The following is a 26,802-nucleotide window of genomic DNA, read 5'->3' on the forward strand; positions in this document are numbered from 1 at the left end:
AAGCGAACAAGCCCCACGGGGCTCCGTATGTTGTCTAGGCCCACCGTCAAGCATCACCTGGGACCGGAACGTCAAGCATCAGCTGGGATCCGACAACCCTGACCAGCGTCCCGGCGCGGCGGGTCAGCGGCCCCGCCCGCCGCCGCCCACACCCGCTACACCGCCGTCGTGCACCAGTACCTCGTACCGGGCCTGGGCAGGAAGAAGCTCGCCAAGCTCACCGCCAAGGACATCCGCACCTGGCTCAACGAACTGCGGACCGTCTGCCAGTGCTGCGCACGCGGCATCGACGCCGGACGCGACCCGCAGGCCCAGGCCAACCGGCGTCCGCGCTGCTGCGCGATCGGCAAGTGCTGCCGCAAGCACCTCTCCCCGGTCACGCTCGCCTACATCCACTCCGTGCTCAAATCCGCGCTGGAGCACGCCGTGCGTGAGGAGGAGATCCCTCGCAATGTCGCTCGCAACGTCCGCACCGGAACCCCTCGCCCCCGCCGCTTCAACCCACTCACCGCCCACGAAGCGCGGCAGTTCCTCGCCGCCACCCAAGGCCACCGACACGCCGCCCTGTTCGAACTCGCCCTACGCACCGGCCTGCGCAAGGGCGAACTCCTCGGCCTGCGCTGGGAAGACCTCGACCTCGACAGCGGCACCGCCACCATCCGCCGCACCCTCCAACGCACCACCAGCCGGGGCCTGACCACCCTGCCGACCAAGACCATCAGCTCCGAACGCCGCATAGCACTGCCGGCCTCCTGCGTCACCTCGCTTCGCGCACACCGCGAGCATCAGGCCCAGGAGCGGGACCGGGCGGGCTCGGTGCGGCAGGTCAGCGGGCACGTCTTCACGCGGCCGGACGGGCACCCGATCGAGCCCGCCACGCTCACCCGGCACTTCAACACCCTGCTCCGCGAAGCCCACCTGCGGCCGATCCGGTTTCACGACCTCCGCCACTCGACGGCGACGCTCCTTCTGGAGCAGGGCATCGAACTCGTCGTCATCAAGGAGTTGCTGGGACATGCCCACATCGGGGTGACCGCGACGGTCTACGCCCACGTCCGACTCCGCCTCCAGCGCCAGGCCATCGACCTCCTCAACCATGCGCTGGGCAACCTCGCCCGAGCCCGACGACGGCGACGATCCGCCGGTTTGCGCAGCACCCGTCCGCTGACGTTGCCGTCAACTACTGCCGTCAGACACCCCAGAGGCCTCACCGGAATTACATCCGGTGAGGCCTTCTCTACAGCTTCCAGGAATCTAACAAATAGACCGCACCCACTCAAGCAATCGGTTCACGCAATGGATCAAATCGATCCCATTCGAGTTCCCAGAATGCTTTAAATCCATTCTTCTTCACAAACTCTCGCTCGGATGAGTAGATTGGATAGACGCCCACAAAGTCCACCACACCCTCACCCTTGCCCCCCGACTCGACCGGGCCCACGCTAAACGGGACGAGCCCCAGGGTACTCGCCGGATCTCCCAAGAGAAGGCTCGACATCCCCGACTCTTCGACAAATCGCTGCGCATAGCCAATCGCGCGACCAGGATCAAACGGCGAAAGTCCGCGCAGCGCACCGACAGCCCTAGCCGGAACACTAGCCCAAGACAAATCCCGGCTTCGCAGTGTAATGACCATTTCGTGACGACTGGCCACCCCGCCTCCGGGGCTTGAAAGCGAGAGCCCGTACGTAATCCCAGTCAGGAGACCGGGGCCCGGCACGTCCCTGTATCCGAGGGATAGAACGCGGCCATCGCTCGGGTCACGCGGCTCGACCTCCTCAATGATCGGGTCTTCACCCGTCACGGCACGCAGGTGCGCCAGGTACAGGGCAAGCCGCTCAGCGGTGTCACGACCAGTCACTTCAGACGCTCCGCAAGGAATAGACAGTGTGGCGAATGATAGCCGCTCCGATCCCTTCTATGGAGCTAGCCGAGATCACCCTCATCCCACCACCCCTGATAGGAAGGCACCCATTTGGTTCGAGAATGATCAATAAATGAATTGAACTCGTCAGCCCGCCCCGCTGGAATCCTGAACTCAGTTACACCCTGGAGGCCATTCTTGTTCTCAAGGGGGAATTCAAGATCTCCGAATGTCTTTTCCATAGTTCCTCCTGCATTCGAATCCAGGAATGCAGAATCCATATAGAATACATGGAATCCGGGATCGTGCCCATTCCCCGCATACTGCGCCGCGCCCTCCGGCATGTTGGAGAGGTAAATAGTCGCATGATTTCCGCTGTGATTAGCAGGGTTCAAACCATTGGCTTCACTCGCTTGATTTCCCACTCCAGGAGATCGGTAGAGTGGGATCGTACATCTCTCACCGCCACCCCCTTCGGTATTATGCACCAATATCGGCGTGCCGCCTGCCAGCACATAGTACGTGTGGAGTTGCTGGACGGTGAGGTTCCAGCGATCGGCAGTACCGGGAGTGGGCCGGGTGACGACGACAGGGGCGTGGTGGCCGGTGGAAGTGTTGAGCCTGTCGCCGGGGTGGAGTTTGCCGGCAGGGACCCAGGTGTGTGTGGTGTCGTCCCAGAAGGGGTGGTTGGCGGTGGTGTGGATGGTGGCGCTGCGGCCGTCCTTGGTGCGGATGGTGACGTCGAGCAGGTCGTGGTCGTGGTTGATCCACACGTGTTGGACCGCGCGCGAACCAGCGTGCTTGCCGGTCTTCTGATCGGCTGATTCGACCTTGTCGCCGACCTTGATCTTGCCGATCGCCTTGGTCTTGCCGCCGGCCATGAGGACGGGCGTGTCAGGGGAGAAGCTGCACCGGGCTGCCGATTCCGCGGGCTTCGTGCCCGCGTTACCCGCTTCCGGCTTGCTCGGCCTGGTCGCCTTCGCGCTCGCCTCCGAGGCATGCTCCTGTGCGTTCGCCCGCTTCAGCGCCGCCAGGTCCGCCGCGTCGGTCGCGGCCTCGTCGACGGCCTTGGCGCTCGCGCCGGCTGCTGCCGCCGCGTCGGCGTCCGCTCCGGCTCTGGCCGTGTTGACCAGCGCGCTATCACCTTCGCCCACGGCACCGCGCTCGAGAGCTCCGACGCCGCCACTGTCCATGCCTCCGGAGTAGACGCCGCCGGCTATCTTGCAGGCCTGCTCGTGGTCCGCTCCCCCTCCCGTGAGCCAGAACTCGCAGACGGATAGGGAGCGGATCGCCACACCGAAATCCAAGAAGATGCTGTAGATGGAGTCGCCGCCGGCGTTCGGGTCGGGCGGTGTCGCGGGCGGCGTGACCCCGGGAGAGGGCTGCGGGGTGGAGCTGCCGTTGCCGCTGCCGCTGGAGGTGCTGGTGGCCGCGGGCGCCGGTGACGGGGAAGGCTCCGGATCGCAGTCGATGACGCACTTGTTCATCGACGGGTCGTTGTACCAGTCGTCGTAACCCGTGGGGTCGCTGCTGCTGGCGGGGTTGTCGGCGGCGTAGGTGTAGCCGCCCATCTGGTTGGGGTCACCGGCCTGGAAGAGCGGGTCGGGGGTGAGGAAGCGGCCGATGACGGGGTCGTAGTTGCGGGCGCCGAGCAGGTTGAGGCCGGTGACGGGATCGGCGGGCTGGCCGAGGAAGCCGTGGTTCTCGTCGGGTGACACCCAGGAACTGGGCTTGGTGCCGCGCGGGTTGCCCCAGGGGTCGAAGGAGCGGCGGGTGGCGACCAGCGTGGCGGCGTTGACGGCGGTCAGGGCGGTGCCCTGGCCGTTGGCGACCTGGTAGGTGACCGTGCCGCTGCTGGAGCGGGTCACGGTGGTGCCGTCCGGGCCGGTGATCTTGCGCAGGCCGGTCCAGGTCTTGGCGGCGACGTTGAGGGTGATCTGCTCGGTGCCGCCGAAGAGGTAGAGGATGCGGGTCTTGTCCACGCCGTCGACCGCGGCGGTCTGCTCCAGCAGACCGCCCTTGGCGTCGTACAGGTACTTGCTGGTGTTGGTGTGGGTGCCGGAGGTCGTGGCGACCGTGGCGGTGCGGCCCTCGGCGTCGTAGGTGAAGGTCTGGGTCTGGCCGGCCGGTACGGCACCGGTCGCGGCGTTGGTCCAGGTCTGGCCGCTGCCGCCGCAGGTGGCGATGGTCAGCTGGGTGCCGTTGGTGGCGGAGGCTGCCGGGTCGGTCAGGCACATCGCGCTGTTGGCGGTGTTGACCAGGGTGCCGGTGGTGGTGACCTTCCATTTCTGGGTGGCGGTGGTGCTGCTGCAGGTGTCGATCACCACGAGGGTGCCCGAGGCGGTCGCGTTGGCGGAGGTGTCCAGGCACATGCCGAGGACCTTCACCGTGCCGTCGGTGCCGATCGTCCACTTCTGGCTGGTGGACCCGTTGCAGGTGTAGATCTGCACCTTTGTGCCGGCGGTGGTCGACCCGCCCGCGTCGTCGACGCACCGCTTCCCGCCGCCGGAGATCGTGAAAGCGGTGGACAGCGGGCCGGTGGTCGTCACCTTCCGGCTCATGGTGTCGCCCGCGTTCACGTTGCCGTGGGCGGGGTCGGTGTACGTCGACGTGATGGTCGCGGTACCGGCCGGGTTGGTGAGGGTGGCCGCCCCGGCCTGGTCGGGCAGCGTCGCGCTCGCCGTGCCGTTGACGCCGGGGTAGGCGATGCTCTGGGTGGTGTCGTTGAGCGCGTTGCCGGTGGTGTCGTGGCCCACCATGCCGGTGCGGTCGCCGAGCTGGTCGTAGGTGTAGGTCTGCCAGTACGGGGCCGGACCGCCGATGGTGCCGGCCGTGATAGGGGCCGTGGTGGTGGTCTGTACCCGCGCGGTGGTGCAGCCGCCGACGGCGCCGACCGTGGCCGCCGTGGGGTCGGTGATGCCCGCGGTGTCCGTCCAGGCGGCGGTCAGCCGCTGGAAGGAGTCGTAGGTGAAGCACTGGGTGTCGTGCGTGGTGTTGTTCTGCAGGTCGTCGGTCGCGGTGAGTTCGCCGGCCTGGTTGTAGCGCATGCTGACGACGTCCAGGGCCGTGGCCGAGGTCTGCACCATGCTGCTGGTCTGGGTGACGCGTCCGGTGGTGGTGTCGTACTGGGCGAAGGTCGCCAGTTCCTTGCCGGTGGGGCCGTAGTTGGCCTGCAGCACGCGGCCGAACGCGTCGTGGACGGCGGTGTCCAGGTAGGCGGGCGTGTTGGCGGAGTTGATGAAGCCGCCGATGCCGTCGAGGTTGCCCTGCTGGGTGTAGCCGTAGTCGATGTCCTCGGCCGGGAGGTTGCCGTCCGCCTGGTAGTGCGCGGTGGAGAGCAGCCCGACGTTCGGGGTGTAGCGGGCGGTGGAGGTGTAGGTGACGGTGCCGCTCGTGGGCGCGCTGCTCTGTCCGGCGGCGGCGAAGCCGTCCGCGGCCGGGATCGTCAGTGTGGTTCCCAGCGGCTGGTAGGCCGTGTTGTAACCGGTGACGGCCTGGGTGTACACGGACCCCGAGGCGCCCCCGACATAACGGGTGGCCGAGGTCTCGTAGCCCTTCTCCAGCGTGTCGTACACATGGGACGCCACCAGCTTGGACGGGTCCGGGGTGGCGGACCAGGCGGCGGCGTACTCGGCGGTGGGGCGGTTGTCCCAGTCGTAGGTGTAGGACAGCGCCTGGCCGCGCGGGTCGGTGGTCTGCAGCAGGTTGCCGGCCACGTCGTACTTGTCGTACGTGGTCCTGCCGGCGTTGGGGTCGGTCTGGGTCAGCTTCTGGCCGAGCAGGTTGTAGGTGTACGACCAGGTGTTGCCCGCGTTGTCCTTGATCGACTCGACCTGGCCCGCGGGGGTGTAGGTGTAGCGGGTGGTGGCGTCGGCGGCCGGGACGGCGTTCGCGGTGCCCTGCTTCCACAGCACGGAGCCGCCCGAGGAGACGACTACCGCGGTGGAGTCGTTGCGCACCCGGAAGGTGGAACCGGTGGTGGCCGCCAGGCCGGTGGTCCACAGCTGGGCCGCGGCCGTGCTGTAGACGACCAGGTTGCCGTCGGTGCCGAACTTGGCCCAGGCGCCGGGGTGACCGCCGGTGCCGGAGGACCAGATGGTCGCGCCGGTCGCCAGGGCGGAGAGCACGAGGTTGCCGTCCGCCTGCATCGTCAGACGCACGCTGTTGGAGGTCAGCGAGGTTCCCGAGGGGATCACCGAGCCGCCGGGCAGGGTGACCGTGGAGCCGGTGTTCTTCACCACGGTGCTGGTGGTCTGGCCGATGGCGTTGGTGTAGGAGGCGGTGGAACGGCCGCCGACGGGTGCCGTGTTGTCGACCTCGTCGGCTCCCGGGTAGCTGACGGAGGTGTGCCACTGCTCGACGGCCTGGTGCCAGAGGGTCCCCTTGAGGGGGCGGCCCTGGCCGTCGTAGGTGGTGGTGGTCTCCGAGGGGATCTGGTTCTCGTTCGCCGCGTAGAGCGTGGTCGAGGGGAAGTTGTTCGGCTCGGAGTACGGCGCGTAGGACGCGACCTGCCAGCCGTGCGAGTCGTAGAAGGTGTCCGAGATGACGCGGCCGGAGTTGGAGTCGCCCATCGCGGTGGACTGGGTCTGCCGCGGTTGCAGCATGCCGTCGTAGATCGTGATCGAGGTGGCGTATGTGCCGTCCTCGCGCAGTGTCTTCGAGGTGACCGACGTCGGTGCGCCGGGCTGGGTGATCGTGTCTCCGGGCGCGGGTACGGCGCCGGGGTTGATGGAGTACTCGAAGGTGCGGTCCGCGCTCTGGCCGGCCGCCTTGTCCCGGCCGGGCAGCCACACCGCGGTGCGCCTGCCGAGCGCATCGTAGGTCATGTCGGTCTTGCGGCCGTTGGCGTCGACGTTCTCGGTAGGCAGTCCGCGCAGCGGTTCGAGGGTGGACGTGACCGTCCAGTTCTGGGAGTTGGTGGTGGTGATGTCGGTCGGGTTGGTGTTGCCGCCTGCCGAGGTCCAGGGCGGGGTGAAGGCCGTGTGGGTGTTCTGCCCGGTGACGTCCAGCGTGTCGGTGACGCGCCCGGCGCCGTCGTACTTCATCGCCGAACTGGTCTGCCAGTTCTCCGTGGTGCCGGTGTAGCCGGTGGCCGTGCGCACGGCGGTGACCCGGCCGATCGCCGTGCTGCCGGTCTGGTCGAGCTGCCCGAAGGTGCCCAGGTCGGTGAGGCTGCCGTCGCCGTCGTAGTAGAACTTCCTGTCGGCCAGGAGCGTGCTCGCGCTCGGCGCGGTGTCGCACGGGCCGTTGACGCTGGTGACCTGGTCCGGGTAACCGAGGGTCATCGCATTGCCGGACGCCGGCGCCGCGTAGGTCGTGGTGGTGCACTTCTCCTGGTTCGGGTCGACGCCGTCACCGTGCTCGTTGACGGTGGACAGGCGGCCCTGGCTGTCGTACGCCGTGTCGGTCTTGGTGTGCCGCCAGGTCCCGTTGGACAGGAGTACGTACTTCAGGGAGCTGCTCGACTTGATCCGGTGGGCGGTGAGGTCGGGCAGGGTGGACAGGGCCGGCTCGGTCTCGCCGGGGTTGTCCTCCTGGGTCCAGTCCGTCCAGGGTGTCCGGTTGGCGGAGGCGGTGGTGGTGAAGGCGAACGGGCCGTTGACGTTGACGGCGTCGGCCGTGCCGCCGGCCTGGGTGTAGGTGGCGTCCTGGAGCGCGGTGCCGGACAGCTGGTCCGAGTCGGTGACGCTCAGCACGGTGTTGCCGCCGACCTTGGCGTCGACGGTGACGGAGCGACGGCTGCCGTCGGCCTTGTAGTCGCCGTCCATGCCCTGCAGATAGGTGGTGGTCCGCTGGGTGACCGGTTCCGGAGCCTGGCCGGTCTGCACGGTGACGGTGCGGAAGCCGCGGAACTGGTCCCAGGTGCGGTACTGGTCGTCGGTCTGGGCCGAGTCGTCGCGGTGCCAGGCCGGGCCGGTGTAGCTGTAGCGGGAGATCTGGGTCTCGGAGCCCGCCGGGTTGTTCTGGGCATCCGGCTGGTACTGCCCGGCGATCGTCAGGTCGGAGACGGCCACGCTGTTGACCGTGACCTTGTTGAACCAGTCCGCGATCGGCTCGGAGGCGCCGGGGACGGTCCAGTAGACGGGATAGCAGGAGTTGGTGTTGCCGTCCGCCTGGGAGATCGAGAGGGTCTTACCCGCGCACGGGGCCGGGTTGTACTCGACCGCGATCGACTCGCCGGTCTCGGTCTGCACGCTGGAGATGCGCGGCCGGTACAGCGGCGGTGCGGACGGGGAGTCGTCGTTGACCCGGTTGTCGATCTCGGTGCCGGTGAACGACACCTGGTTCAGCGTGATGTCGCTGTTGCCGTTGTCGTAGGTGTCCTTGCCGGTGTGCTTGATGGACTGCAGCCACATCACGGCCTGCAGCATTCCGGCGTCCTTGGGGTCCACCGTGGTGCCGGTGACCGGGTCGACGGTGCCACCTGCGTCCGAGTAGATCTGGCCCAGCTTGTAGGAGTCGACCGCGGTGAGCTGGTCGGTCGCCTTCACATGGACCTTGGTGGTGATGGAGTCCAGCCTGGTGGTGGTCCAGAAGCTGGGTCCCGACGTGATGCACACGTCGTCGGGGACGGTCGTGGCGCCGTCCGGCAGTTTGGTCTTGTCCGTCGAGTCGCAGTGCAGGTCCCACGGCACGTCCGGCCAGTGCGTGGCGGTGCTGTCCTTCAGGTTCGACGCCGAGCAGTCGGTGAACGTGTCGGTCGTCTGGCACCGCTGGGCGAGGCCGAAGTCCACCTGGGCCGCCGGGGTCCGCCCGGCCTGCTCGTCCGCCAGCGTGTATCCGTACGAGATCAGCGTCAGCGCGCCGCCCCGGGTGTACGAGGTGAGGGTGCCGGTGTCGTCGGGGTCGTCGGTGGCCGCCGTCTGGCCGCCGCCGAGGTCGTAGTAATTGGATTCGGTGGTGTAGTCGTAACGCTGCACGAATCCGGCCGGCGACACCACGAAGTCGAGGTTCCAGCGCCAGCCCTCCGGCTTGTCGCACTGGGATGCCTTGCCCTTGGTGTCGTCGTGGCAGGGGTCCGTCGAGCGCGGGTGCAGGACGGGGACGCCCCAGGCGGAGTGCGTGGAGGAGTCGGCGGGGTTCGCGGGCATGGTGGCACCGGTGCCCGCACCGCTCGGGGAGTGGTCGGCGCCGAAGTAGGCGGCGGTGCCGTCCGTGGTCAGGACCCGGTAGTAGACACCGTCGTGCAGGCCGTTGTCGGCGCCGGACAGCTCCTGCACGAGGGTGCCGTCGTCACCCTGCAGCCGCCACTGCCTGATCTCCCCGGGCACGTTCGAGTCCACCCCGTCGGGCACCAGCACGCCGGAGTGCGAGCCGAAGGACAGCGTGGCGTTGTCCCCGCCCCAGCACTCGTCGCCGGAGCCCTTGAGGATCTTGTTGTCGTTGGCATCGAGGAGGGAGCCGCACCTGCGGTAGGCCCGTTCCACGGAACCGACCTGATAGGTCCAGCCGTCTCCGACCCACGAGGTCTGGGAGTTGCGGGCGGTGGTCTCGCCGTCGACGGTCTGCGAGTCGTAACTCAGGCCGACGGACGGCGCGTTGCCACCGATCCCGGCCGGCACCGAGATCGGGTAGGAGTAGGTGAAGGAGCCGGTTGCGGAGGCCTGCCAGGTGCCGGCGGCCGACAACTCCGTTGCCCCGTAGTCGCCTTGGGAGCCCGAGGTGCCCGAGGTCACGGCGAGCGCCGTGGTGCCGGCGGCAGCGGTCGCGCTCAGCGGCGCGGTGCGGGCCGACATCGCCTCCGGCCCGTTCGCGCTCTCGGACGGCTTCGGGGATCCGCTGCTCCGGGCCGGCTCGGGAGACTGCACACTCGGGGTCGGCGTGGCGGCGGCGTTCGGGGACTGGGACGGGGAGGCGCTCGCGGTCGGCTTGGAACTGGCCATGCCATCAGTCGACTTGGAGTCGGACGCGTCATCGACGGAGGCGGATCTCATGGTGACGGTCGCCGTCAGTTGCTCGGCGGAGGCACGGTTGGTGAACTTCAGCGGGGTGGCCTTCTGGCACTCCGCCTTCTGCGGGGTGGTCAGCGCGCATCCGGGCAGCTGAACCAACCGCAGGCGGGAGCCGTAACCGCCGCCGTAAGCGCGGGCGATCGCCGAGTAGTCGATGACCACCTTGACCCGGCCGTGGGCGGACGTCGTGCTGGAGGGGGTGATGCCCAGGAGCATGCCGTTGGCGCCGGTGCGCAGCGTCTGGGTGTGGGACGCGGCCTGCACTCGCACGGCGTCGACGCCGTGACTGGTGCCGGCGGGCGCCACCCAGACAGGCAGTGAACCCGCCTTGACCGGCTTGGACTTGTTCTGCGGGCTGAGGTCGACGACGGCGGTGCCGGCCTTGGGCCACCGGGCCGTCGTCGCCCGGTACGTGCCCAGCGGCTTGTAGCCCTTGGGGTGCCGTTGCGTCTTCGGCTGCAGGAGGTGCGCCCCTACGGCCTTGGCGGCGGGCAGTTTCTTGGGGCGCCACACCTCGCCGTCGAACCTGAAGCCACCGTGGTGACCGAAGCCGTCACCGCCGTCGTGGCCGGCGAGGAAGCCTGGCATGCCGAAGCCCGAGGCGATCGCCACCGGCAGCAGCAGCGCGAGCAGAGCGACCGGAATGGTCCACAGCCCGAGTACGCCGAAGAATCTCCGGTGCCACGTTCCCGCGAACCAGCGCCGTCTGCCATTCACGTGTAACCCCCCACAGAACAGCCCACTTGAGGGGCCGTCACACAGTCAGATCACAGGTGAGTGATCGACCGGAGGCTAGGTAGGGCCGTGATCACTACTCAAGACGCTTTGCAATTTCCAGAGGAAGACCATGCGTGTCCATGACAGATGCTGTGTAGGTTCTGTGCCGAAATTGATCACTTCTCAGATCTCTGTGGCAACCGGGCTTCCCCCACCCCGCTGCCCGCGACCCGAAGGAAGCCCGCCCACGTGCCCAGACCACCGATACGCACCGGCCACAGACGCGCCGCTCCGGGGCGGAGACTGGCCCTATTCGCCGCCGCTGTCGGCCTGTTGACGGTTCTTCCGGCACTGCCCGCCGTGGCCGACGACTTCAGTGCCACCCCGAGCGATCCGCTCCTAGCAGCCCAGGCGCAGGCCGAGTCCACCGGTAAGTCCGTCCCGGTGGACGCGCTGACCACGGAGGTCTCCACCACCGAGGCGCTGCCGGACGGCACCTTCACCAACACCACCAGCGTGCTGCCGACCCGGGTGTTCAAGGACGGCGAGTGGACCCCGCTGGACGCCACCCTGGTCTCCGACGGCCATGGCGGCTACGCGCCGAAATCCACCCCGAACGGGGTCACTCTCTCCGGTGGCGGCGACGGCCCGCTGGTCACCCTCACCCACGCCGACGGCCCAAGCATGGCTCTGACCCTGCCGTTCACGCTGCCGAAGCCGGACGTCAGCGGCGACACCGCGGTGTACCCATCGGTGCTGCCCGGCGTCGATCTGTCGGTGTCCGTCACCGACCAGGGCGGCTTCAGCGACGTCCTGGTCGTGCACGACGCGGACGCGGCGGCGAACCCTCAGCTGAAGAAGCTCACGCTCGCCGCCGACACGCACGGCCTCTCTCTGTCCACCGCTGACGGCGACACCATGACCGCCACCGCGGCCGACGGCGATCTGGCCTACACCAGCCCGCAGCCGGTGATGTGGGACTCCGGCACCACACCCCCGAAGACCGACGGTCCGGCCGCCGGCACGGCCTCCTCCGTGGACGGCCCGGGCCCCGGAGCCGACACCGAGCCGGTCGCCATGACCGCCACGAGCAAGGCCGTGACGCTGACCCCGGACGCGGGCATGCTCACCGACTCGGACACCACCTATCCGGTGTACATCGACCCATACACCAACCCGGTCTCCTCCACCGCCGGCCACTACACCGAGGTCTACTCCAGCTCGGCCTGCGACAACTCACCGCAGTACGACAAGGCGCAGACCAACGGCCAGGGCGTGGGCTACCAACGGTGGGGCGGCGCCTGCGGCGTCGGCCTGGAACGCTCCTACTGGGCGATCAACACCAGCGGACTGCACTCCTCGTTCGTCGTCTACGACGCCTACGTGAAGATCTCCACCACCTTCGCGGCGAGCTACAACTGCAGCCAGAACCAGCCGCTCACCCTCCACACCACCAACGCGATCAGCTCCAGCACCGACTGGCTGTCCCGGCCCGGCGTCCACGACACCGCCTTCCCGCCGGTGACGGACACCGTGCCCAGCGGCGCCAACTCCGGCAGCTCCTGCAGCAACAGCACCGCCACCTTCCACGTCAAGGACCAGGCACAGAAGATCGCCGACCAGGACGGCAACGGCTACGACGCGAACGGCACCTTCGGTGACGGCACCAACACCTGGACCATCGGCCTGTACGGCAACGAGTCGCAGACCTCAGGCAACGACGACTACCTGCGCATGTCGACCACGCTGACCCTCACCACCAAGTTCGACATCCCACCGGGCATACCGAGCAACCTGCACACCACCCCGCCGGCCACCGGCGCCTCGGCCGCCTGCACCACCAGCGGCGTGGGCTGGATCGGCGCCACCACCTACTCGGACGCCGGCAGCGACATCACCCTGCACTCCACCGTCACCTCCCAGATCTCCGGCGAGAACGTCAGGGCGCACTACTACGTCTGGGACCGCACGGTCGACCCCGACGGCGACGGCAACGGCGCCTCCGTCTCGACCCCGGACAGCGGGTGGCTGGCCTCCGGCACAGACGCGGCGATGCAGATCGGCGCCACTCTGAAGGACGGCCACCAGTACGGCTGGGACGTCTACGCCGAGGACGACTCGCCCGACCAGAACCTGACCTCGGGCAAGTCCGACCACTGCTGGTTCAACACCGACTTCACCGCGCCGCCCACCCCGGACATCTCCGGCAACCCCGCCTTCCCGCAGGTCGGAACCGCGCGTGAGGGCGACCCCGTCTACGCGGGCCCGGGCAAGACCACCGACTTCACCGTGGCGGGCACCGACGCCCCCTCCAGCGACGACACCTGCGACCCAGGCGCCTGCAAGTCCAGCGGCATGGGGTCCTTCATGTGGCAGCTCGACTCGCCGCCCACCGCCGCCGACGGCCAGACCGCCGCGGTCTCCGGCACCGACAGCCAGGGCCGCTCGACCGCCACCATCCCCGTCCCGATCCGTGACTGGGGCGTGCACACCCTCTACGTCGCCGGCGTCGACAAGGCCGGGAACATCTCCACCAGTCCCGCCGGCTACACCTTCACGGTGCCGTGGGATCCGGCGACCAAGATCAAGCCGGGTGACATCTCCGGCGACGGCGTGCCCGACCTGCTCGCCACCACCAAGACCGGCGACCTCGACCTCGTCCCCGGCAACCAGGACCCCGCCCAGGCCACCGCCCCGGTCCACAGCGACCCCGTCTCCGGCACCCCGCCGGCCGTCACGGGCCCGGTCACCGTGTCCACCAAGGAGGACTCCCCCGACGGCACCGGCTGGAACAACTACGTCATCGCCCACCGCGGCAACCTGCACGGAGCGAACGGCGACGACCTGTGGGCGTACAACAAGACCAGCAAGAACCTCTACATCGTCAAGAACGACCTGGACCCCATCGACGACGCGTCCTTCCCGGCATCGCCCTGGTCCACCTTCGGCGGCTTCGCAGGCAAGCGGTTCGACCTCGTCGTCAAGGACACCTGCGCACTGCCTGACGTCGTCGCGGACGACACCCGCTGCCGCAGCACCGACTACGACAGCAAGAACTGGAACGTCAGCCAGCTCATCGCACCGGGCAACGTCTTCGGCAACACGAACGACTACCCCGCCGTCATCACCGTCGAGAACAAGGAGCTCTGGATCTACCAGTCCGACGGCGGCTACCACCTGAAAAACCCGATCCTGCTCGGCGACGGCGACTGGACGACCCAGACCCTCATCGCCGCGGGCACCTTCAACAACAAGCCGGTCCTGTGGTCCCGCGACAACGCCACCGGACAGTTGTACAGCTACCCGATCACCATCGACCCGACCACCCTGGTCCCGACCCTCCTCCACCCGGGCACGCACACCAGCCTCGGGCTCACCCTGTCGCCGGCCCTCTACCCCATGGTCGCCTCCCCGGGCGACGTCAACAGCCCGGTCCAGACCGGCGACACCAATCCCGGCGCCCCGGACGGCAACCCCGACCTGTACGCCGTCGGCCCGTTCGGCCAGCTCGTCGAATACAACTACCGCCAGAGCCCGGTCCTGACCTCCCCGCCCACCTACGGCTTCGCCCCGCCGGTCTCGCTGGGCTCGGTCACCGACACCGCCACCCACTGGTGGAAGCTCACCGAAGGCAGCGGTACCGCCACTGCCGACAGCACCGGCACACTGAACGCCACTCTGTCCGGCGGCTACTCCTGGACCACCGACACCACCCGCGGAAACGCCGTGACCCTGAACGGCACCACCGGGTACGCCGCCACGACCGGCCCGGCCGTGGACACCTCCAAGAGCTTCACCGTCTCCGCCTGGGTCAAGCTCAACTCAACGACCGCCAACAGCACCTTCCTCTCCCAGAACGGCACCACCAACAACGGCTTCCAGCTGTACTACTCCTCCGGCGCCCAAGCCTGGGCGTTCGGCCGGCACAGCACCGACGCCTCTGGCGCCGTGTGGCGAGCCGCCTACGGCAGCAAGGCCACTACCGGTCAGTGGACCCACCTGGTGGGCGTCTACGACGCCAACGCCAAGGAGCTCCGCCTGTACGTCAACGGCAAGCTCACCGCCACCAGGGACTGGACCTACACCCCCTGGAACGCCACCGGCCCCGTCCAGATCGGCCGCAAGCTCTCCTCTGGCACCTACGGCGAGTACGCCAACGCGGCGATCAGCAACATCCGCGTCTATCCCACCGCCCTGCCCCCCGCCGACGCAGCGACCACCGGTGACAACCCCAAGGTCGTCCAGCTCGACTGAGCACCACGGTCGGCGCTCGCCCAGGGCCCGTCCCGGCTTGACCGGGGCGGGCCCGCGCGTCACGCCAGGACATCCGCTGCGGCCGGACTCCGCTCGAGCGGAGGTGATCCAGATTCCCCAGCAACCCTGTCCCAGGTCGCAGCACCGTCGCCCCGGCAGCCGGATCTGCCGAGCTGGCCTCGCAGGCAGCTCCTCGCCAGACCTGCGTCCTCACAGCGTCCCCAATGGCGCCTTCGGCTCCTCGTTGAGGCCGCGAGTGCCGCTCGCTCACCGTGATCCAACGTATTCACGCAGGTCAGCCTGGTGTCGACCCACCGTGAGTGGAGGTGCCGTTGAACTCGAGCAGCGGATTCGGTCCGCTGGGCCGGAGTTGATGCTCCAGCACACGACGAGGAACGTTTCCGCAGGTCAGGGCACGTTACTGGTGGGGCGGGTGGGACTCGAACCCACGGCCGACGGATTATGAGTCCTTGCAGGTGTTTCGCTCCCGCCCCGATTCCTTCCCTGATCTTCCTGTTTGTTCAGGTCAAAGGGGTGACGACCGCCGCTTCCCGCTGCGGTCCTCCTGATCGTTGCCGATCCTTCCGTCCACTGCGTGTCCACTACGGGCCCACCGTGCGGCCCTCCGCACAGCTACGGTCCATCTGGCCCTTCGGAGAAGGGTCCCCCTCCGGCCCCTCCAACTGTCACACGGCGGCGACTTCGTGGGGGAGAACCAGTGCGGCCCCGTCCACGAATCTCTGGCGACGGCGCATACGGCACCCGCCGGATGCGCCATGCTTGGAGGCCGTACGGCACACCACGTGTTGCCCGGCCTGCCGGCGCGAAGCGTGGCGTTTCCCTCAACGAGGTGCACTGATCAGTGAAGTCCGGTAAGTCGACCCTCGCAGGGTGGCTACACCTCCTCGACGCCGAACACCTGAAGCAGGTACTCGCGGCACGGCCGGACGCGGTGGCCCCGCCGGAGCTCCGCTCGGTGAGCGAACTGGCCGAACGCCTGCAACGCCCGGGCTCGGTCGCCCTCGCGCTGCCCCGGCTCGCGCTGCCCGCCCTGCAGGCAGCCGAAGCACTGGCGGCGCTGAGCGCGTCGGCCTCTCGGGACGTCCTGGCGAACCTGCTGGACGCGACGGAGGACGAGGCCGCACGCGGCCTGGAAGCGGCGCTCCAGACGCTGTCCACGCATGCGCTGGTCTGGCCGGACAGCGAGGGAACACTGCGCATGGCCGCGCCCCTGCGGCAGGCGTGGGACACGCCGCTCGGGCTGGACCAGCCGCTGGCGACGCTGTTGAAGGACACGACCTCCGACGAGTTGCGCCGCATGCTCACGGCTCTGGGCGTGCGGCCTCCCGGCACCAAACCCCAGCGTCTCGCGACGCTCGTGGAGCACCACAGCGACCCGGCACGTGTCGCCGCGGTGGTCGCACATGCGCCGACCGACGCCCGGAAACTGCTGGAACGCCGGGCGGACCCCGCATACCGACCGCAGGCATTCATCACCTTCGGGGGCCAGTCCGCCCCCGAACCCGGTGCGCGCTGGGCGCTGGAGCGGGGACTGCTGGTCCAGGGTCGACACAGCTACGGCCCCGTACGGTTGCCCGCCGAGGTGGCGCTCGCGCTGCGCGGGCCAGGCTGGCACGCTCCGTTCGACCCCGCGCCGCCCGTCACACTGCTGGTGCCCGTCAGCCCGGCAGAGGTCGACAGTGAGGCGTCCGCCGCGGCCACGGCGTTCGCCGCCCACGCCGCCTCGGTCCTGTCGGTGTGCGCGACGACTCCACCCGCCCGGCTGAAGTCCGGCGGCGTCGGTACGCGCGAACTGGCCAGGATCGGCAAGGCGGCACGCTGCGAGGAGGCCGTCGTACGCCTCACCCTTGAGACGGCGTACGAGGCCGGTCTCATGGCCCGTGACGGTGACCGGGTAGCGACGACGGACGCCTACGACACCTGGGCCGAGTCGGAGCCCGCAGAACGGCTCCCGGTATTGCTGCACGCTTGGTGGGTACTTGGGCTCACCCCCTCGCAGGCCCGTGACGAGGACGACAAGGCGCTGCCCGCCCTGGCCGGGACCCCGTCCTGCATCGGCTGCCTCCAGGCCCGGCAGGGGCTGCTTACCGCCGCTTCCCGGCTCCCGGCCGGGCAGGGCGCGAAGAACGCGGCCGAACTGGGTCCTCTTACCCACTGGTCACGGCCGCTCGCCGAGGTGCTGCCGCAGGACGCGACGCCGTTCGCCACCGTGATCCGGGAGGCGGAACTGCTCGGTGTCCTGGCACGCGGCACCCTGTCCTCGATCGGCGCCGCTCTGCCGGCCGACAGCACCGAGGGACTGGCCGCCGCCTGCCATCGCCTGCTTCCCGCCGCCACCGCGACGGCCCGCTTCGGCGGCGACCTGACCGCCGTCGTCACCGGCACACCGGCCGCGCGGCTGGTCACGCTGCTGGACTCGGTCGCCGATCGGGAGACCAGCGGCACGGCCTCGGTATGGCGGTTCAGCCCGGCGAGCGTCCGCCGCGCCCTGGACGCCGGCCGTGGCCCGGACTGCATCGAGGCCGACTTGGCTGCCGCCGCCGTCAACCCGCTGCCCCAGCCTCTGTCGTACCTGATCATGGACACGGCGCGCAGCCATGGGCGGATCCGCATCGCCTCGGCCGCCTGCGTCGTCCACGGCGAGGAACCCGCCCTCCTCACCGAGATCGCCGCCCACCGCAAACTCTCCAAGTTGGGCCTCCGGCACCTCGCCCCGACCGTCCTCGTCAGCCGCACCCCGCTGGAGAAAACCCTCGCCGCACTGCGGACCGAGGGATACGCGCCGGTCGCAGAAACAGCCGACGGAGCCGTGCGGATCGAACGGCCCCGCAGCCACCGGGTGACCACGCCGGTACCGCCTCCGCGCAGAGCGGTCGGCGGGCCCGGTGTCCGGTCCCGTACGACCGCTGCCCCGGAGCAGGCCGAGCTGACCGCGCTGGCCGCCCGACTCGCGGACGCCCCGCTCGCCCGTCCCGGCCCCGACCCGCACAACGGCGTCCCCTTAGCCACCGATACCGAAGAAATCATCGCCGGATACGCGACCCAGCTCCCCCACGCAGATGTCCGTCAACTCGCCCACGCCGTCGACGACGGCACGGCGGTCACCATCGACTACGTCGCCACCACGGGCAGCCGCACGATCCGCACCATCAGCGGCCTCGAGCTCGACCCCCCGTATCTGTACGGGTGGTGTCATCTACGCAACGCGGAGCGGGTGTTCACACTGTCACGGATCCACGGCGTGATGCCCCCGGCGTAGCGCCGGGGCGGCGGGCCAGGTTGCGCGAGGCGCCGTACACATCCCGAAGGATTGCCAGCAGGAGCACGATCTCGCGCTGCTGGTGGCCTGTGGGGCCCTGTCGCAGCGTCGCCGACGTCAGGCGCGTGCGTCCCGCTGCTGCACTTCCTTCAGGACCGCCGCCACGGTGGTGAAGTCGTTGTCCACATGGAGCACCGTGTGACCGCGGTGTACCGCAGTGGCGCACACCAGGAGATCGATGGCCCCCGCGGAGCGGTGCTGCCCCCGCTGCGTGAGCTTGTACTGCGCGGTGTCCACCCAGCGCCATGCGTTCTTCGGCACGGGCGAGAGCCGGCACAGCGCATCCAACTCCTCGGCAAGCTCGTCGCGGTGAGCCGGGCCGGTGGCGGAGTAGAGGAACTCCGTCCTCGTGGGCTCACAGATATGGAACACGCCGGCGGCGATGTGCCCTTCCCACGGGCGGATTGCTCCGGGAGTACGGAACAGATGCCACAGGGCAGAGGTGTCGAGCAGATACGTGATCACTCGAAGGCTGCCTGCCGTGCGCGCTTGGCGGCGTCATGCGCGGCCGCCGCAGCCTCGAACTCACCCCGCTCGCCGCGCGCAGCCAGCTTCTCGGCCGCCTCAAGCCGCTTGATGCGCGCCACGTAGTCCCGGAGAGCCGCGTTGACTGTGTCCTTCTTCGTAGTGGAGCCCATGAGACGCATCGCCTCGGCGAGTGCGTCATCGTCCAGGTCGATCTGCGTTACAGACATCTCCGCCACCACCCTGAAGTACCTGATGTACAAAAGAATGATACATCACCAACATCAGCCCGGCGCGACATGCTCGACGGGCAGTACCACCGTCAAAGCAGGACGACACCATTGACGCCACGCCCGACTGGCTGATGCGGCAAATTTCGGTCATGACTCACATGTCGCCCGCACCGCGTCCACTACGTGTCCACTGGATCTTGGTCTGATCGAATGAACGAGGGTCGCCACCCTGGAGTGGCGACCCTCGTTCTCACGCTTATGCAGGTAGAAACGCTTCTGCGCGTGTAACGCCCAGTGGGGCGGGTGGGACTCGAACCCACGGCCGACGGATTATGAGTCCGCTGCTCTAACCGGCTGAGCTACCGCCCCATAGCGGCGTGTCGCGTACATGTGTGCGCGCCGTCTGCCGCAGCATAGCCGCTCATACGATCTCCTGCTTCGCATGGTCGGCTTCACATGACCTTGAGGACTCCGCACCGGGCCGGGTGGTTCCCTCGGACATGAAAAAGGACCCCGGCGGGGTCCTCGTTCAGCATGCTCCCCCGACTGGACTCGAACCAGTAACCTGCCGGTTAACAGCCGGCTGCTCTGCCAATTGAGCTACGGAGGACCGAGCTCCCCCGACTGGACTCGAACCAGTAACCTGCCGGTTAACAGCCGGCTGCTCTGCCAATTGAGCTACGGAGGAATGCCTCGTTGCATCGAACGTACCTACCTGGGTATTCGCCAGGGGGCGCCCGCTCGCTGCGACACATACATTAGCGCAAGCAGGGGGGTGCTCCGCCAATCGGTTCCCCCGCGCCAACGCCGCACCGCAGACCTACGCAAGGGAAGGGTGGCCGCCATGCGCTACCGGCTCACGTTCATCGCCGGACTCGCCCTGGGTTACGTCCTCGGCACGAGGGCCGGGCGCGAGCGCTACGAGCAGCTGAAGAAGTCCGCACGGCAGGTCGCGCAGAACCCGGCGGTCCGCAACACCGCGGAGTCGGCCGCCCAGCAGGGGCGGGTCCTGGCGGGCCGGGCGGCTCACGCGGTGGGCGAGAAGGTCAGCGATCACGTACCCGACGCGGTGACCCAGCGCATGCGCGCCATGCGGGCCCACCACCCGAACGGCGCAGGCACGGACGACTGGGGCACGAGCAACACGTAGCGGGACTTCTCGACCCCGTTCGGCGCCACCCACCACGGGCGCCGGGAACCGCGCGACCGGCCCGGGACGGCCCGCACCCGCGATACGACGTCACCCCAACGGCGCCCAGCGGCCAAACCCGGCGCCGCGGTACGGCAGAATTTTCCCATGGGGATAGTCGCCGGGTTGGACAGCTCGCCCGATTTCACTCGCATCGTCGTCTGCGACACGGACACCGGAGCCGTGCTGCGGCAGGGCTATGCGCCGCACCCGGTGGACAACCCCGAGAGCGGCCGGCCCTCCGACATCGATCCGCAGGCCTGGCTGCTCTCCCTCGGCGAGGCCGCCGGCGGCGGGCTCCTGGAGGGTGTGCAGGCCATCGGGGTCTCCGCCCAGCAGAACGCACTCGTACCGCTGGACGCGCAGGGCAACACCGTGCGGCCCGCCATGGTCGGCGGCGACAAGCGGGCGCAGGTCGCGGCGGCCGACCTGGTCGACGCGCTCGGCGGCCGCGAGGCGTGGGCGCAGGCGGTGGGCTCGGTGCCGCAGGCGGCGCAGTCGGTGACCAAGCTGCGCTGGCTCGCCAAGAGCGAGCCCGAGAACGCCCGGCGGACGGCGATCCTGCTCCAGGCGCACGACTGGCTCGTCTGGCAGCTGCTCGGGCGGCCGGTGCGAAGGACCACCGACCGCGGCGGGGCCTCCGGCACCGGGTACTGGTCGGCGGCCATCGGTGGCTACCGGCCCGAACTGGTCGAGCTGGCGCTCGGTCACCAGGCCATGCTGCCGGAGGTGATCGGTCCCTCCGACGCGGCCGGTACGACCCCGGAGGGGCTGCTGATCTCCGCCGGGACCGGCGAGACGATGGCCGCCGCGTTCGGGCTCGGCCTCGGGCTCGGCGACGCGGTGGTGTCGCTCGGCGCCTCCGGGTCCGTGATGGCGGTGCACCCCGAGGCCCTCGTCGACCAGACCGGCATGATCACCTCGCTGGCCGACGCGACCGGCATGCACCTGCCGGTGGTGACCACGCTGAACGCCGTGCGGACCCTGCGCGGCACCGCCGAACTCCTCGGGGTGCCCGACCTGGAGAGCCTGTCCGACCTGGCGATGAAGTCCACGCCCGGGTCCCACGGACTGGTCCTGCTGCCCTATCTGGAGGGCGAGCGGACGCCGAACCTGCCGCACACGGCGGGCACCCTGGCGGGCCTCAGACGCGAGTCCATGAGGCCCGAGCACCTGGCGCGGGCCGCCTTCGAGGGCATGCTCTGCGGGCTCGCGGACGCGCTCGACGTGCTGCGCGGGCGAGGCGTCGACGTGCGGCGGGTCTTCCTGCTGGGGCAGGCCGCCGAGCTGGCAGCGGTGCAGTCCGCCGCACCCTCGCTGTTCGGTGCGCAGGTCGTCGTACCACAGCCCGCCGACTACGCGGCGATCGGCGCCGCCCGCCAGGCGGCCTGGGCGCTCGGCGTCTCCCAGGGCGCGCTCGATCCGCGCACCCCGCCGGCCTGGCAGGGCGCGGCGGCGCAGGTCCTGGACCCCGGTGACCAGCTGGCGGTGGGACAGGCGGTGCGGCAGCAGTTCATGTCGGTGCGCGAGCAGACCCATCCCGGGGCGTTTCGGTCGTAAGGTCCGCAAAGGAGTCGCAAGAGGCCCACTGGAGCCCGGCTTTCGGATTAATCGGTTGAGGTAACGCGGGTGGAGTGTCCGACGATAGGGGCCACGGGCAACCACCTCGCCCCCCACCGCCGACTCCGAGAGACGTAGCGTGCTCATACGACTTCTGCGGACCTATCTCAGGCCCTACAGGAAACCCATCTCCATCCTGGTGCTGCTGCAGTTCCTGCAGACCTGCGCCACCCTCTATCTGCCCACCCTCAACGCGGACATCATCGACAACGGTGTCGTGAAGGGTGACACCGGTTACATTCTGTCCTTCGGTGTCCTGATGATCGGCATCTCGCTGGCGCAGGTCGTGTGCAACATCGGCGCCGTGTACTACGGCGCGAAGACCGCGTCGGCGCTCGGCCGGGACGTCCGGGCCGCCGTGTTCGACAAGGTGCAGTCCTTCTCCGCACGTGAGGTCGGTCACTTCGGCGCCCCCTCCCTCATCACCCGTACGACCAATGACGTCCAGCAGGTCCAGATGCTGGCCCTGATGACGTTCACGCTGATGGTGTCGGCGCCCATCATGTGCGTGGGCGGCATCGTCCTGGCCCTCGGCCTGGACGTACCGCTGTCCGGGGTCCTGGTGGCGGTCGTACCGGTGCTGGGCATCTGTGTGACGCTGATCGTGCGCCGGCTGCGCCCGCTGTTCCGGTCCATGCAGGTGCGCCTGGACACGGTGAACCGGGTGCTGCGCGAGCAGATCACCGGCAACCGGGTGATCCGCGCCTTCGTCCGCGACGGGTACGAGCAGGGCCGCTTCGGGAAGGCGAACGGCGAGCTCACCGACATGCAGCTGGCGACCGGCCGGATGCTCGCGCTGATGTTCCCGATCGTGATGACGGTGGTGAACCTGTCGTCGATCGCGGTCGTGTGGTTCGGCGCGCACCGCATCGACAGCGGCGGGATGGCGATCGGCGATCTGACCGCGTTCCTCGCCTATCTGATGCAGATCGTGATGTCCGTGATGATGGCCACCTTCATGTTCATGATGGTGCCGCGCGCGGAGGTGTGCGCCGAGCGCATCCAGGAGGTCCTGGAGACCGAGTCCAGCGTGGTGCCGCCACTCGCGCCGGTCGGCGAGCTGAGCCGGCACGGCCATCTGGAGATCCGCGGGGCCGGGTTCCGCTACCCGGGTGCCGAGGAGCCGGTGCTGAAGTCCGTCGACCTGGTGGCCCGGCCGGGTGAGACGACCGCCGTGATCGGCTCCACCGGCAGCGGCAAGTCGACCCTGCTCGGACTGGTCCCGCGGCTCTTCGACGCCACCGACGGCGAGGTGCTCGTCGACGGCGTCGACGTGTCGAGCCTCGACCCGGTGCTGCTCGCCAAGACCGTCGGGCTCGTCCCGCAGAAGCCGTACCTGTTCGCCGGCACGGTGGCCACCAATCTGCGCTACGGCAATCCGGACGCGACCGACGAGGAGCTCTGGCACGCGCTGGAGGTCGCGCAGGCCAAGGACTTCGTGCGGAAGCTGGAGGGCGGGCTGAACGCCCCCATCTCCCAGGGCGGCACCAATGTCTCCGGCGGCCAGCGCCAGCGCCTGGCCATCGCCCGCACCCTCGTGCAGCGCCCGGAGATCTATCTGTTCGACGACTCCTTCTCCGCGCTCGACTACGCCACCGACGCGGCCCTGCGCGCCGCGCTCGCCCGGGAGACCGCCGAGGCGACCGTGGTGATCGTGGCCCAGCGCGTGGCCACCATCCGGGACGCGGACCGGATCGTGGTCCTGGACGAGGGGCTGGTCGTCGGCACCGGCCGGCACCACGAGCTGATGGCCGACAACGAGACCTACCGGGAGATCGTGCTCTCCCAGCTGACGGAAGCGGAGGCCGCCTGATGGCAGGGCCCATGGGACGCATGATGGCCGGGGGCGGCCCCGACCAGCGCTCGATGGACTTCAAGGAGTCGGGCAAACGGCTCGTCGCCCGGTTCAAACCCGAACGGCTGACCATCTACGCACTGCTGCTGTGCGTCGTCGTCAGCGTGACCCTGAGCGTCATCGGGCCGAAGATCCTCGGCAAGGCCACCGACCTGGTCTTCGCGGGCATCATCGGCCGGCAGATGCCGGCCGGGGCCACCAAGGAGCAGGTCCTCGACTCCATGCGCGAGCGGGGCCGGGGCTCCGTCGCGGACATGCTGCAGAGCACCGACTTCACCCCCGGCAAGGGCATCGACTTCGACGCCGTCGGGAACGTGCTGCTGTTCGCGCTCGGCACCTTCCTCGTCGCCGGTCTGCTGATGGCGGTGGCCACACGGCTGGTCAACCGGGCCGTGAACCGCACGATGTACCGGATGCGCGAGGACGTGCAGGGGAAGCTGTCGCGGCTGCCGCTGTCGTACTTCGACAAGCGCCAGCGCGGCGAGGTGCTCTCCCGGGCCACCAACGACATCGACAACATCGGCCAGACGCTCCAGCAGTCGATGGGCCAGCTCATCAACTCGGTGCTCACCATCATCGGTGTGCTGGTGATGATGTTCTGGGTGTCGTGGTTGCTGGCCCTGGTCGCGCTGGTCACCGTGCCGCTGTCGTTCGTGGTGGCGACCCGTGTCGGCAAGCGCTCGCAGCCGCACTTCGTGCAGCAGTGGCGCTCCACCGGCAAGCTGAACGCGCACATCGAGGAGATGTACACCGGGCACACCCTGGTGAAGGTGTTCGGCCGGCAGCAGGAGTCGGCGCAGCAGTTCGCCGAGCAGAACGACGCGCTGTACGAGGCCGGGTTCAAGGCGCAGTTCAACAGCGGTGTGATGCAGCCGCTGATGATGTTCGTGTCGAACCTGAACTATGTGCTCGTCGCCGTGGTCGGCGGTCTGCGGGTGGCGTCCGGCGCGCTGTCGATCGGTGACGTGCAGGCCTTCATCCAGTACTCGCGGCAGTTCTCGATGCCGCTGACCCAGGTCGCCTCGATGGCCAACCTGGTGCAGTCGGGCGTCGCTTCGGCCGAGCGGATCTTCGAACTCCTGGACGCGGAGGAGCAGGAGGCGGACCCGGTGCCGGGCGAGCGGCCGACGGAACTGGCCGGGCGCGTGGCGCTGGAGCATGTGTCGTTCCAGTACGAGCCCGACAAGCCGCTGATCGAGGATCTGTCGCTGAAGGTGGAGCCGGGGCACACGGTCGCGATCGTCGGCCCGACGGGCGCGGGCAAGACCACGCTGGTCAATCTGCTGATGCGGTTCTACGACGTGTCCGGCGGGCGGATCACCCTCGACGGCGTCGACATCCGCAGGATGTCCCGGGACGAACTGCGGGCCGGGATCGGCATGGTGCTGCAGGACACCTGGCTGTTCGGCGGCACGATCGCGGAGAACATCGCGTACGGCGCCTCCCGCGAGGTCACCCGGGGCGAGATCGAGGAGGCGGCGCGGGCGGCCCACGCCGACCGTTTCGTCCGTACTCTGCCCGACGGCTACGACACCGTGATCGACGACGAGGGCACGGGCGTCAGCGCCGGTGAGAAGCAGCTCATCACCATCGCGCGGGCGTTCCTGTCCGACCCGGTGATCCTGGTGCTCGACGAGGCGACCAGCTCCGTCGACACCCGTACCGAGGTGCTGATCCAGAAGGCGATGGCCAAGCTGGCGCACGGGCGGACGTCGTTCGTCATCGCGCACCGGCTGTCCACGATCCGGGACGCCGACACGATCCTGGTGATGGAGAACGGCTCGATCGTCGAACAGGGCGCGCACGCGGAGCTGCTGGCCGCGGACGGTGCCTATGCGCGGCTGTACAAGGCGCAGTTCGCGCAGGCGGTCGCGGAGGTGGACTGAGCGGGTTCGTACCGCCGGGGGCCGCTCGCCGTGGGGCGAGCGGCCCCTTTCAGTCCAGATAGCCCCGCAGTTGGTCGGCGAATGCGTGGTCGCGGAGCTTGTTGAGGGTCTTCGACTCGATCTGGCGGATCCGCTCGCGGGTGACGCCGAAGATGCGTCCGATCTCCTCCAGGGTGCGGGGGCGGCCGTCGGCGAGTCCGTAGCGCAGTTGTACGACCTTGCGCTCGCGCTCCCCCAGGGTCGACAGCACGGCCTCCAGATGCTCCCTGAGCAGCAGGAAGGCGGCCGACTCCACGGGGCTGGTGGCGTCGCCGTCCTCGATGAGGTCACCGAGGGCGACGTCGTCCTCCTCGCCCACGGGCGCGTGCAGCGAGACGGGCTCCTGGGCGAGCCGCAGCACCTCGCTGACCCGCTCGGGCGCCAGGTCGAGGTGGGCGGCGACCTCGTCGGGGGTGGGTTCGTAGCCGCGCTCCTGGAGCATCCGGCGCTGCACCCGCACGACCCGGTTGATGAGCTCGACGACGTGCACGGGCACGCGGATGGTGCGGGCCTGGTCGGCGAGGGCACGGGACATGGCCTGCCGGATCCACCAGGTGGCGTAGGTGGAGAACTTGTAGCCGCGGGCGTAGTCGAACTTCTCGACGGCCCGGATGAGCCCGAGGTTCCCCTCCTGGACCAGGTCCAGCATGGTCAGCCCGCGCCCGATGTACCGCTTGGCGACGGAGACCACGAGCCGGAGGTTGGCCTCGATGAGCCGGCGTTTGGCCATCCGCCCCATGACGACCAGCTTGTCCAGGTCGAGGGCGAGCCGGTCGTCCAGGTCGGGGGTGCTGCCGAGCTTCTCCTCGGCGAACAGCCCTGCCTCGACCCGGCGGGCGAGCTCGACCTCCTCGGCCGCGGTGAGCAGCGGGATACGGCCGATCTCGCGCAGGTACTGGCGGAACAGGTCCGAGGAGGGGCCGCCGGTGTCGGGGCGGGGAGCGGGCGGTTCGGCGGGCTCGAGGGCCTGTGCGACCAGTGCCTCGGCGGGTGGCTCCGCCGGTTCGGACGGGGCCTGCGGCTCCGTCTCGGGGTGCAGCGCTACACGGCCCTGCGGGGGCACGGCCGCGAAGACGTCGGTCTCGTCGTCAGCACCGACGGCCGGCTCCTCGGTCGTGCCGACGCCGGTCTGTGTGAGGGTCTGGGTCTGCACGGGGGCGACCTCCAGGATGATCGCTGCCAAGGAGTACGGCAGCGGTACTTCGGGGACGGAGTCGACGGCCTCGCCGCTGTCCGTCCCGTACACGATGAGAGGAACCGCGGGGGTGTGGGACCCGTGGGGGACGGATCGGCCGCGCTCCGAGGACTCAGGCACCGCAACCCAGTGTGGGGTAAGACACATCGCCGCCACGAGGGGCGTGCGGTGACTTTTTGCGTCCGAGTCGTGA

The 26,802-nt window shown here is 69.1% G+C and carries 11 protein-coding genes, 4 tRNA genes and 1 pseudogene; 7 read left to right on the plus strand and 9 right to left on the minus strand.

Translation table 11 applies throughout. The annotated features are described in order from the left end of the window. Positions 1–147: 147 nt before the first annotated feature. Positions 148–1,168: pseudogene (locus AB0I54_RS07590) on the plus strand (tyrosine-type recombinase/integrase); the annotation flags it as partial. Between the two features lie 108 nt (positions 1,169–1,276). Here the strand turns inward: AB0I54_RS07590 and AB0I54_RS07595 are convergent. Both AB0I54_RS07595 and AB0I54_RS07600 read right to left on the minus strand, forming a co-directional pair. Further along, positions 1,277–1,861 carry a suppressor of fused domain protein gene (locus AB0I54_RS07595; RefSeq protein ID WP_363294998.1) on the minus strand — a complete coding sequence of 195 codons (585 nt, stop codon included), beginning with the start codon at positions 1,859–1,861 and terminating at the stop codon, positions 1,277–1,279. A gap of 65 nt (positions 1,862–1,926) precedes the next feature. Beyond that, the gene (locus AB0I54_RS07600) at positions 1,927–10,533 is read right to left on the minus strand and encodes a ricin-type beta-trefoil lectin domain protein (RefSeq protein ID WP_363294999.1); all 8,607 of its coding nucleotides are present in this window, start codon (positions 10,531–10,533) and stop codon (positions 1,927–1,929) included. A gap of 333 nt (positions 10,534–10,866) precedes the next feature. On the opposite strand from AB0I54_RS07600, the gene AB0I54_RS07605 reads away from it, so the two are divergent. After that, the gene (locus tag AB0I54_RS07605) at positions 10,867–14,787 is read left to right on the plus strand and encodes a LamG domain-containing protein (RefSeq protein WP_363295000.1); all 3,921 of its coding nucleotides are present in this window, start codon (positions 10,867–10,869) and stop codon (positions 14,785–14,787) included. 422 nt (positions 14,788–15,209) lie between these two features. Here AB0I54_RS07605 and AB0I54_RS07610 read toward each other — a convergent pair. Beyond that, positions 15,210–15,281: transfer RNA gene (locus AB0I54_RS07610), tRNA-Ile, on the minus strand. 368 nt (positions 15,282–15,649) lie between these two features. Between AB0I54_RS07610 and AB0I54_RS07615 the strand changes: the two genes are divergently transcribed. Beyond that, positions 15,650–18,067: a helicase C-terminal domain-containing protein gene (locus AB0I54_RS07615; protein ID WP_363295001.1), complete on the plus strand. Its 2,418-nt coding sequence runs from the start codon at positions 15,650–15,652 to the stop codon at positions 18,065–18,067. Between the two features lie 117 nt (positions 18,068–18,184). Here the strand turns inward: AB0I54_RS07615 and AB0I54_RS07620 are convergent, their stop codons facing one another. The 5 genes from AB0I54_RS07620 to AB0I54_RS07640 all read right to left on the minus strand — a co-directional run bounded on the left by AB0I54_RS07620 (position 18,185) and on the right by AB0I54_RS07640 (position 19,513). After that, complete coding sequence (locus AB0I54_RS07620; RefSeq protein WP_363295002.1) at positions 18,185–18,592, minus strand: PIN domain nuclease; 408 nt, start codon at positions 18,590–18,592, stop codon at positions 18,185–18,187. After that, a complete protein-coding gene (locus AB0I54_RS07625) occupies positions 18,589–18,822 on the minus strand; it encodes a type II toxin-antitoxin system VapB family antitoxin (RefSeq protein WP_363295003.1) in 234 nt (77 codons plus the stop codon). The genes AB0I54_RS07620 and AB0I54_RS07625 overlap by 4 nt, the downstream gene beginning before the upstream one ends. Positions 18,823–19,120: 298 nt before the next feature. Continuing rightward, a tRNA-Ile gene (locus AB0I54_RS07630) sits at positions 19,121–19,194 on the minus strand. 168 nt (positions 19,195–19,362) lie between these two features. Continuing rightward, positions 19,363–19,435: transfer RNA gene (locus AB0I54_RS07635), tRNA-Asn, on the minus strand. Between the two features lie 5 nt (positions 19,436–19,440). Beyond that, positions 19,441–19,513: transfer RNA gene (locus AB0I54_RS07640), tRNA-Asn, on the minus strand. Positions 19,514–19,669: 156 nt separating this feature from the next. On the opposite strand from AB0I54_RS07640, the gene AB0I54_RS07645 reads away from it, so the two are divergent. From AB0I54_RS07645 to AB0I54_RS07660, 4 genes are all read left to right on the plus strand, one after another. Further along, the gene (locus AB0I54_RS07645; RefSeq protein WP_263208446.1) at positions 19,670–19,975 is read left to right on the plus strand and encodes a YtxH domain-containing protein; all 306 of its coding nucleotides are present in this window, start codon (positions 19,670–19,672) and stop codon (positions 19,973–19,975) included. A 147-nt stretch (positions 19,976–20,122) separates the two neighbouring features. After that, positions 20,123–21,574, plus strand: a complete 1,452-nt coding sequence (locus tag AB0I54_RS07650; protein ID WP_363295004.1) for an FGGY family carbohydrate kinase — start codon at positions 20,123–20,125, stop codon at positions 21,572–21,574. Positions 21,575–21,713: 139 nt separating this feature from the next. Continuing rightward, complete coding sequence (locus AB0I54_RS07655) at positions 21,714–23,447, plus strand: ABC transporter ATP-binding protein (protein ID WP_363295005.1); 1,734 nt, start codon at positions 21,714–21,716, stop codon at positions 23,445–23,447. Beyond that, positions 23,447–25,375 carry an ABC transporter ATP-binding protein gene (locus AB0I54_RS07660; RefSeq protein ID WP_363295006.1) on the plus strand — a complete coding sequence of 643 codons (1,929 nt, stop codon included), beginning with the start codon at positions 23,447–23,449 and terminating at the stop codon, positions 25,373–25,375. The genes AB0I54_RS07655 and AB0I54_RS07660 overlap by 1 nt, the downstream gene beginning before the upstream one ends. 49 nt (positions 25,376–25,424) lie before the next feature. Here AB0I54_RS07660 and AB0I54_RS07665 read toward each other — a convergent pair whose 3' ends face one another. Next, complete coding sequence (locus AB0I54_RS07665; protein WP_363295007.1) at positions 25,425–26,729, minus strand: RNA polymerase sigma factor; 1,305 nt, start codon at positions 26,727–26,729, stop codon at positions 25,425–25,427. Positions 26,730–26,802 lie beyond the last annotated feature (73 nt).

This window comes from Streptomyces sp. NPDC050625 (assembly GCF_040654755.1).
GTDB lineage: Bacteria > Actinomycetota > Actinomycetes > Streptomycetales > Streptomycetaceae > Streptomyces.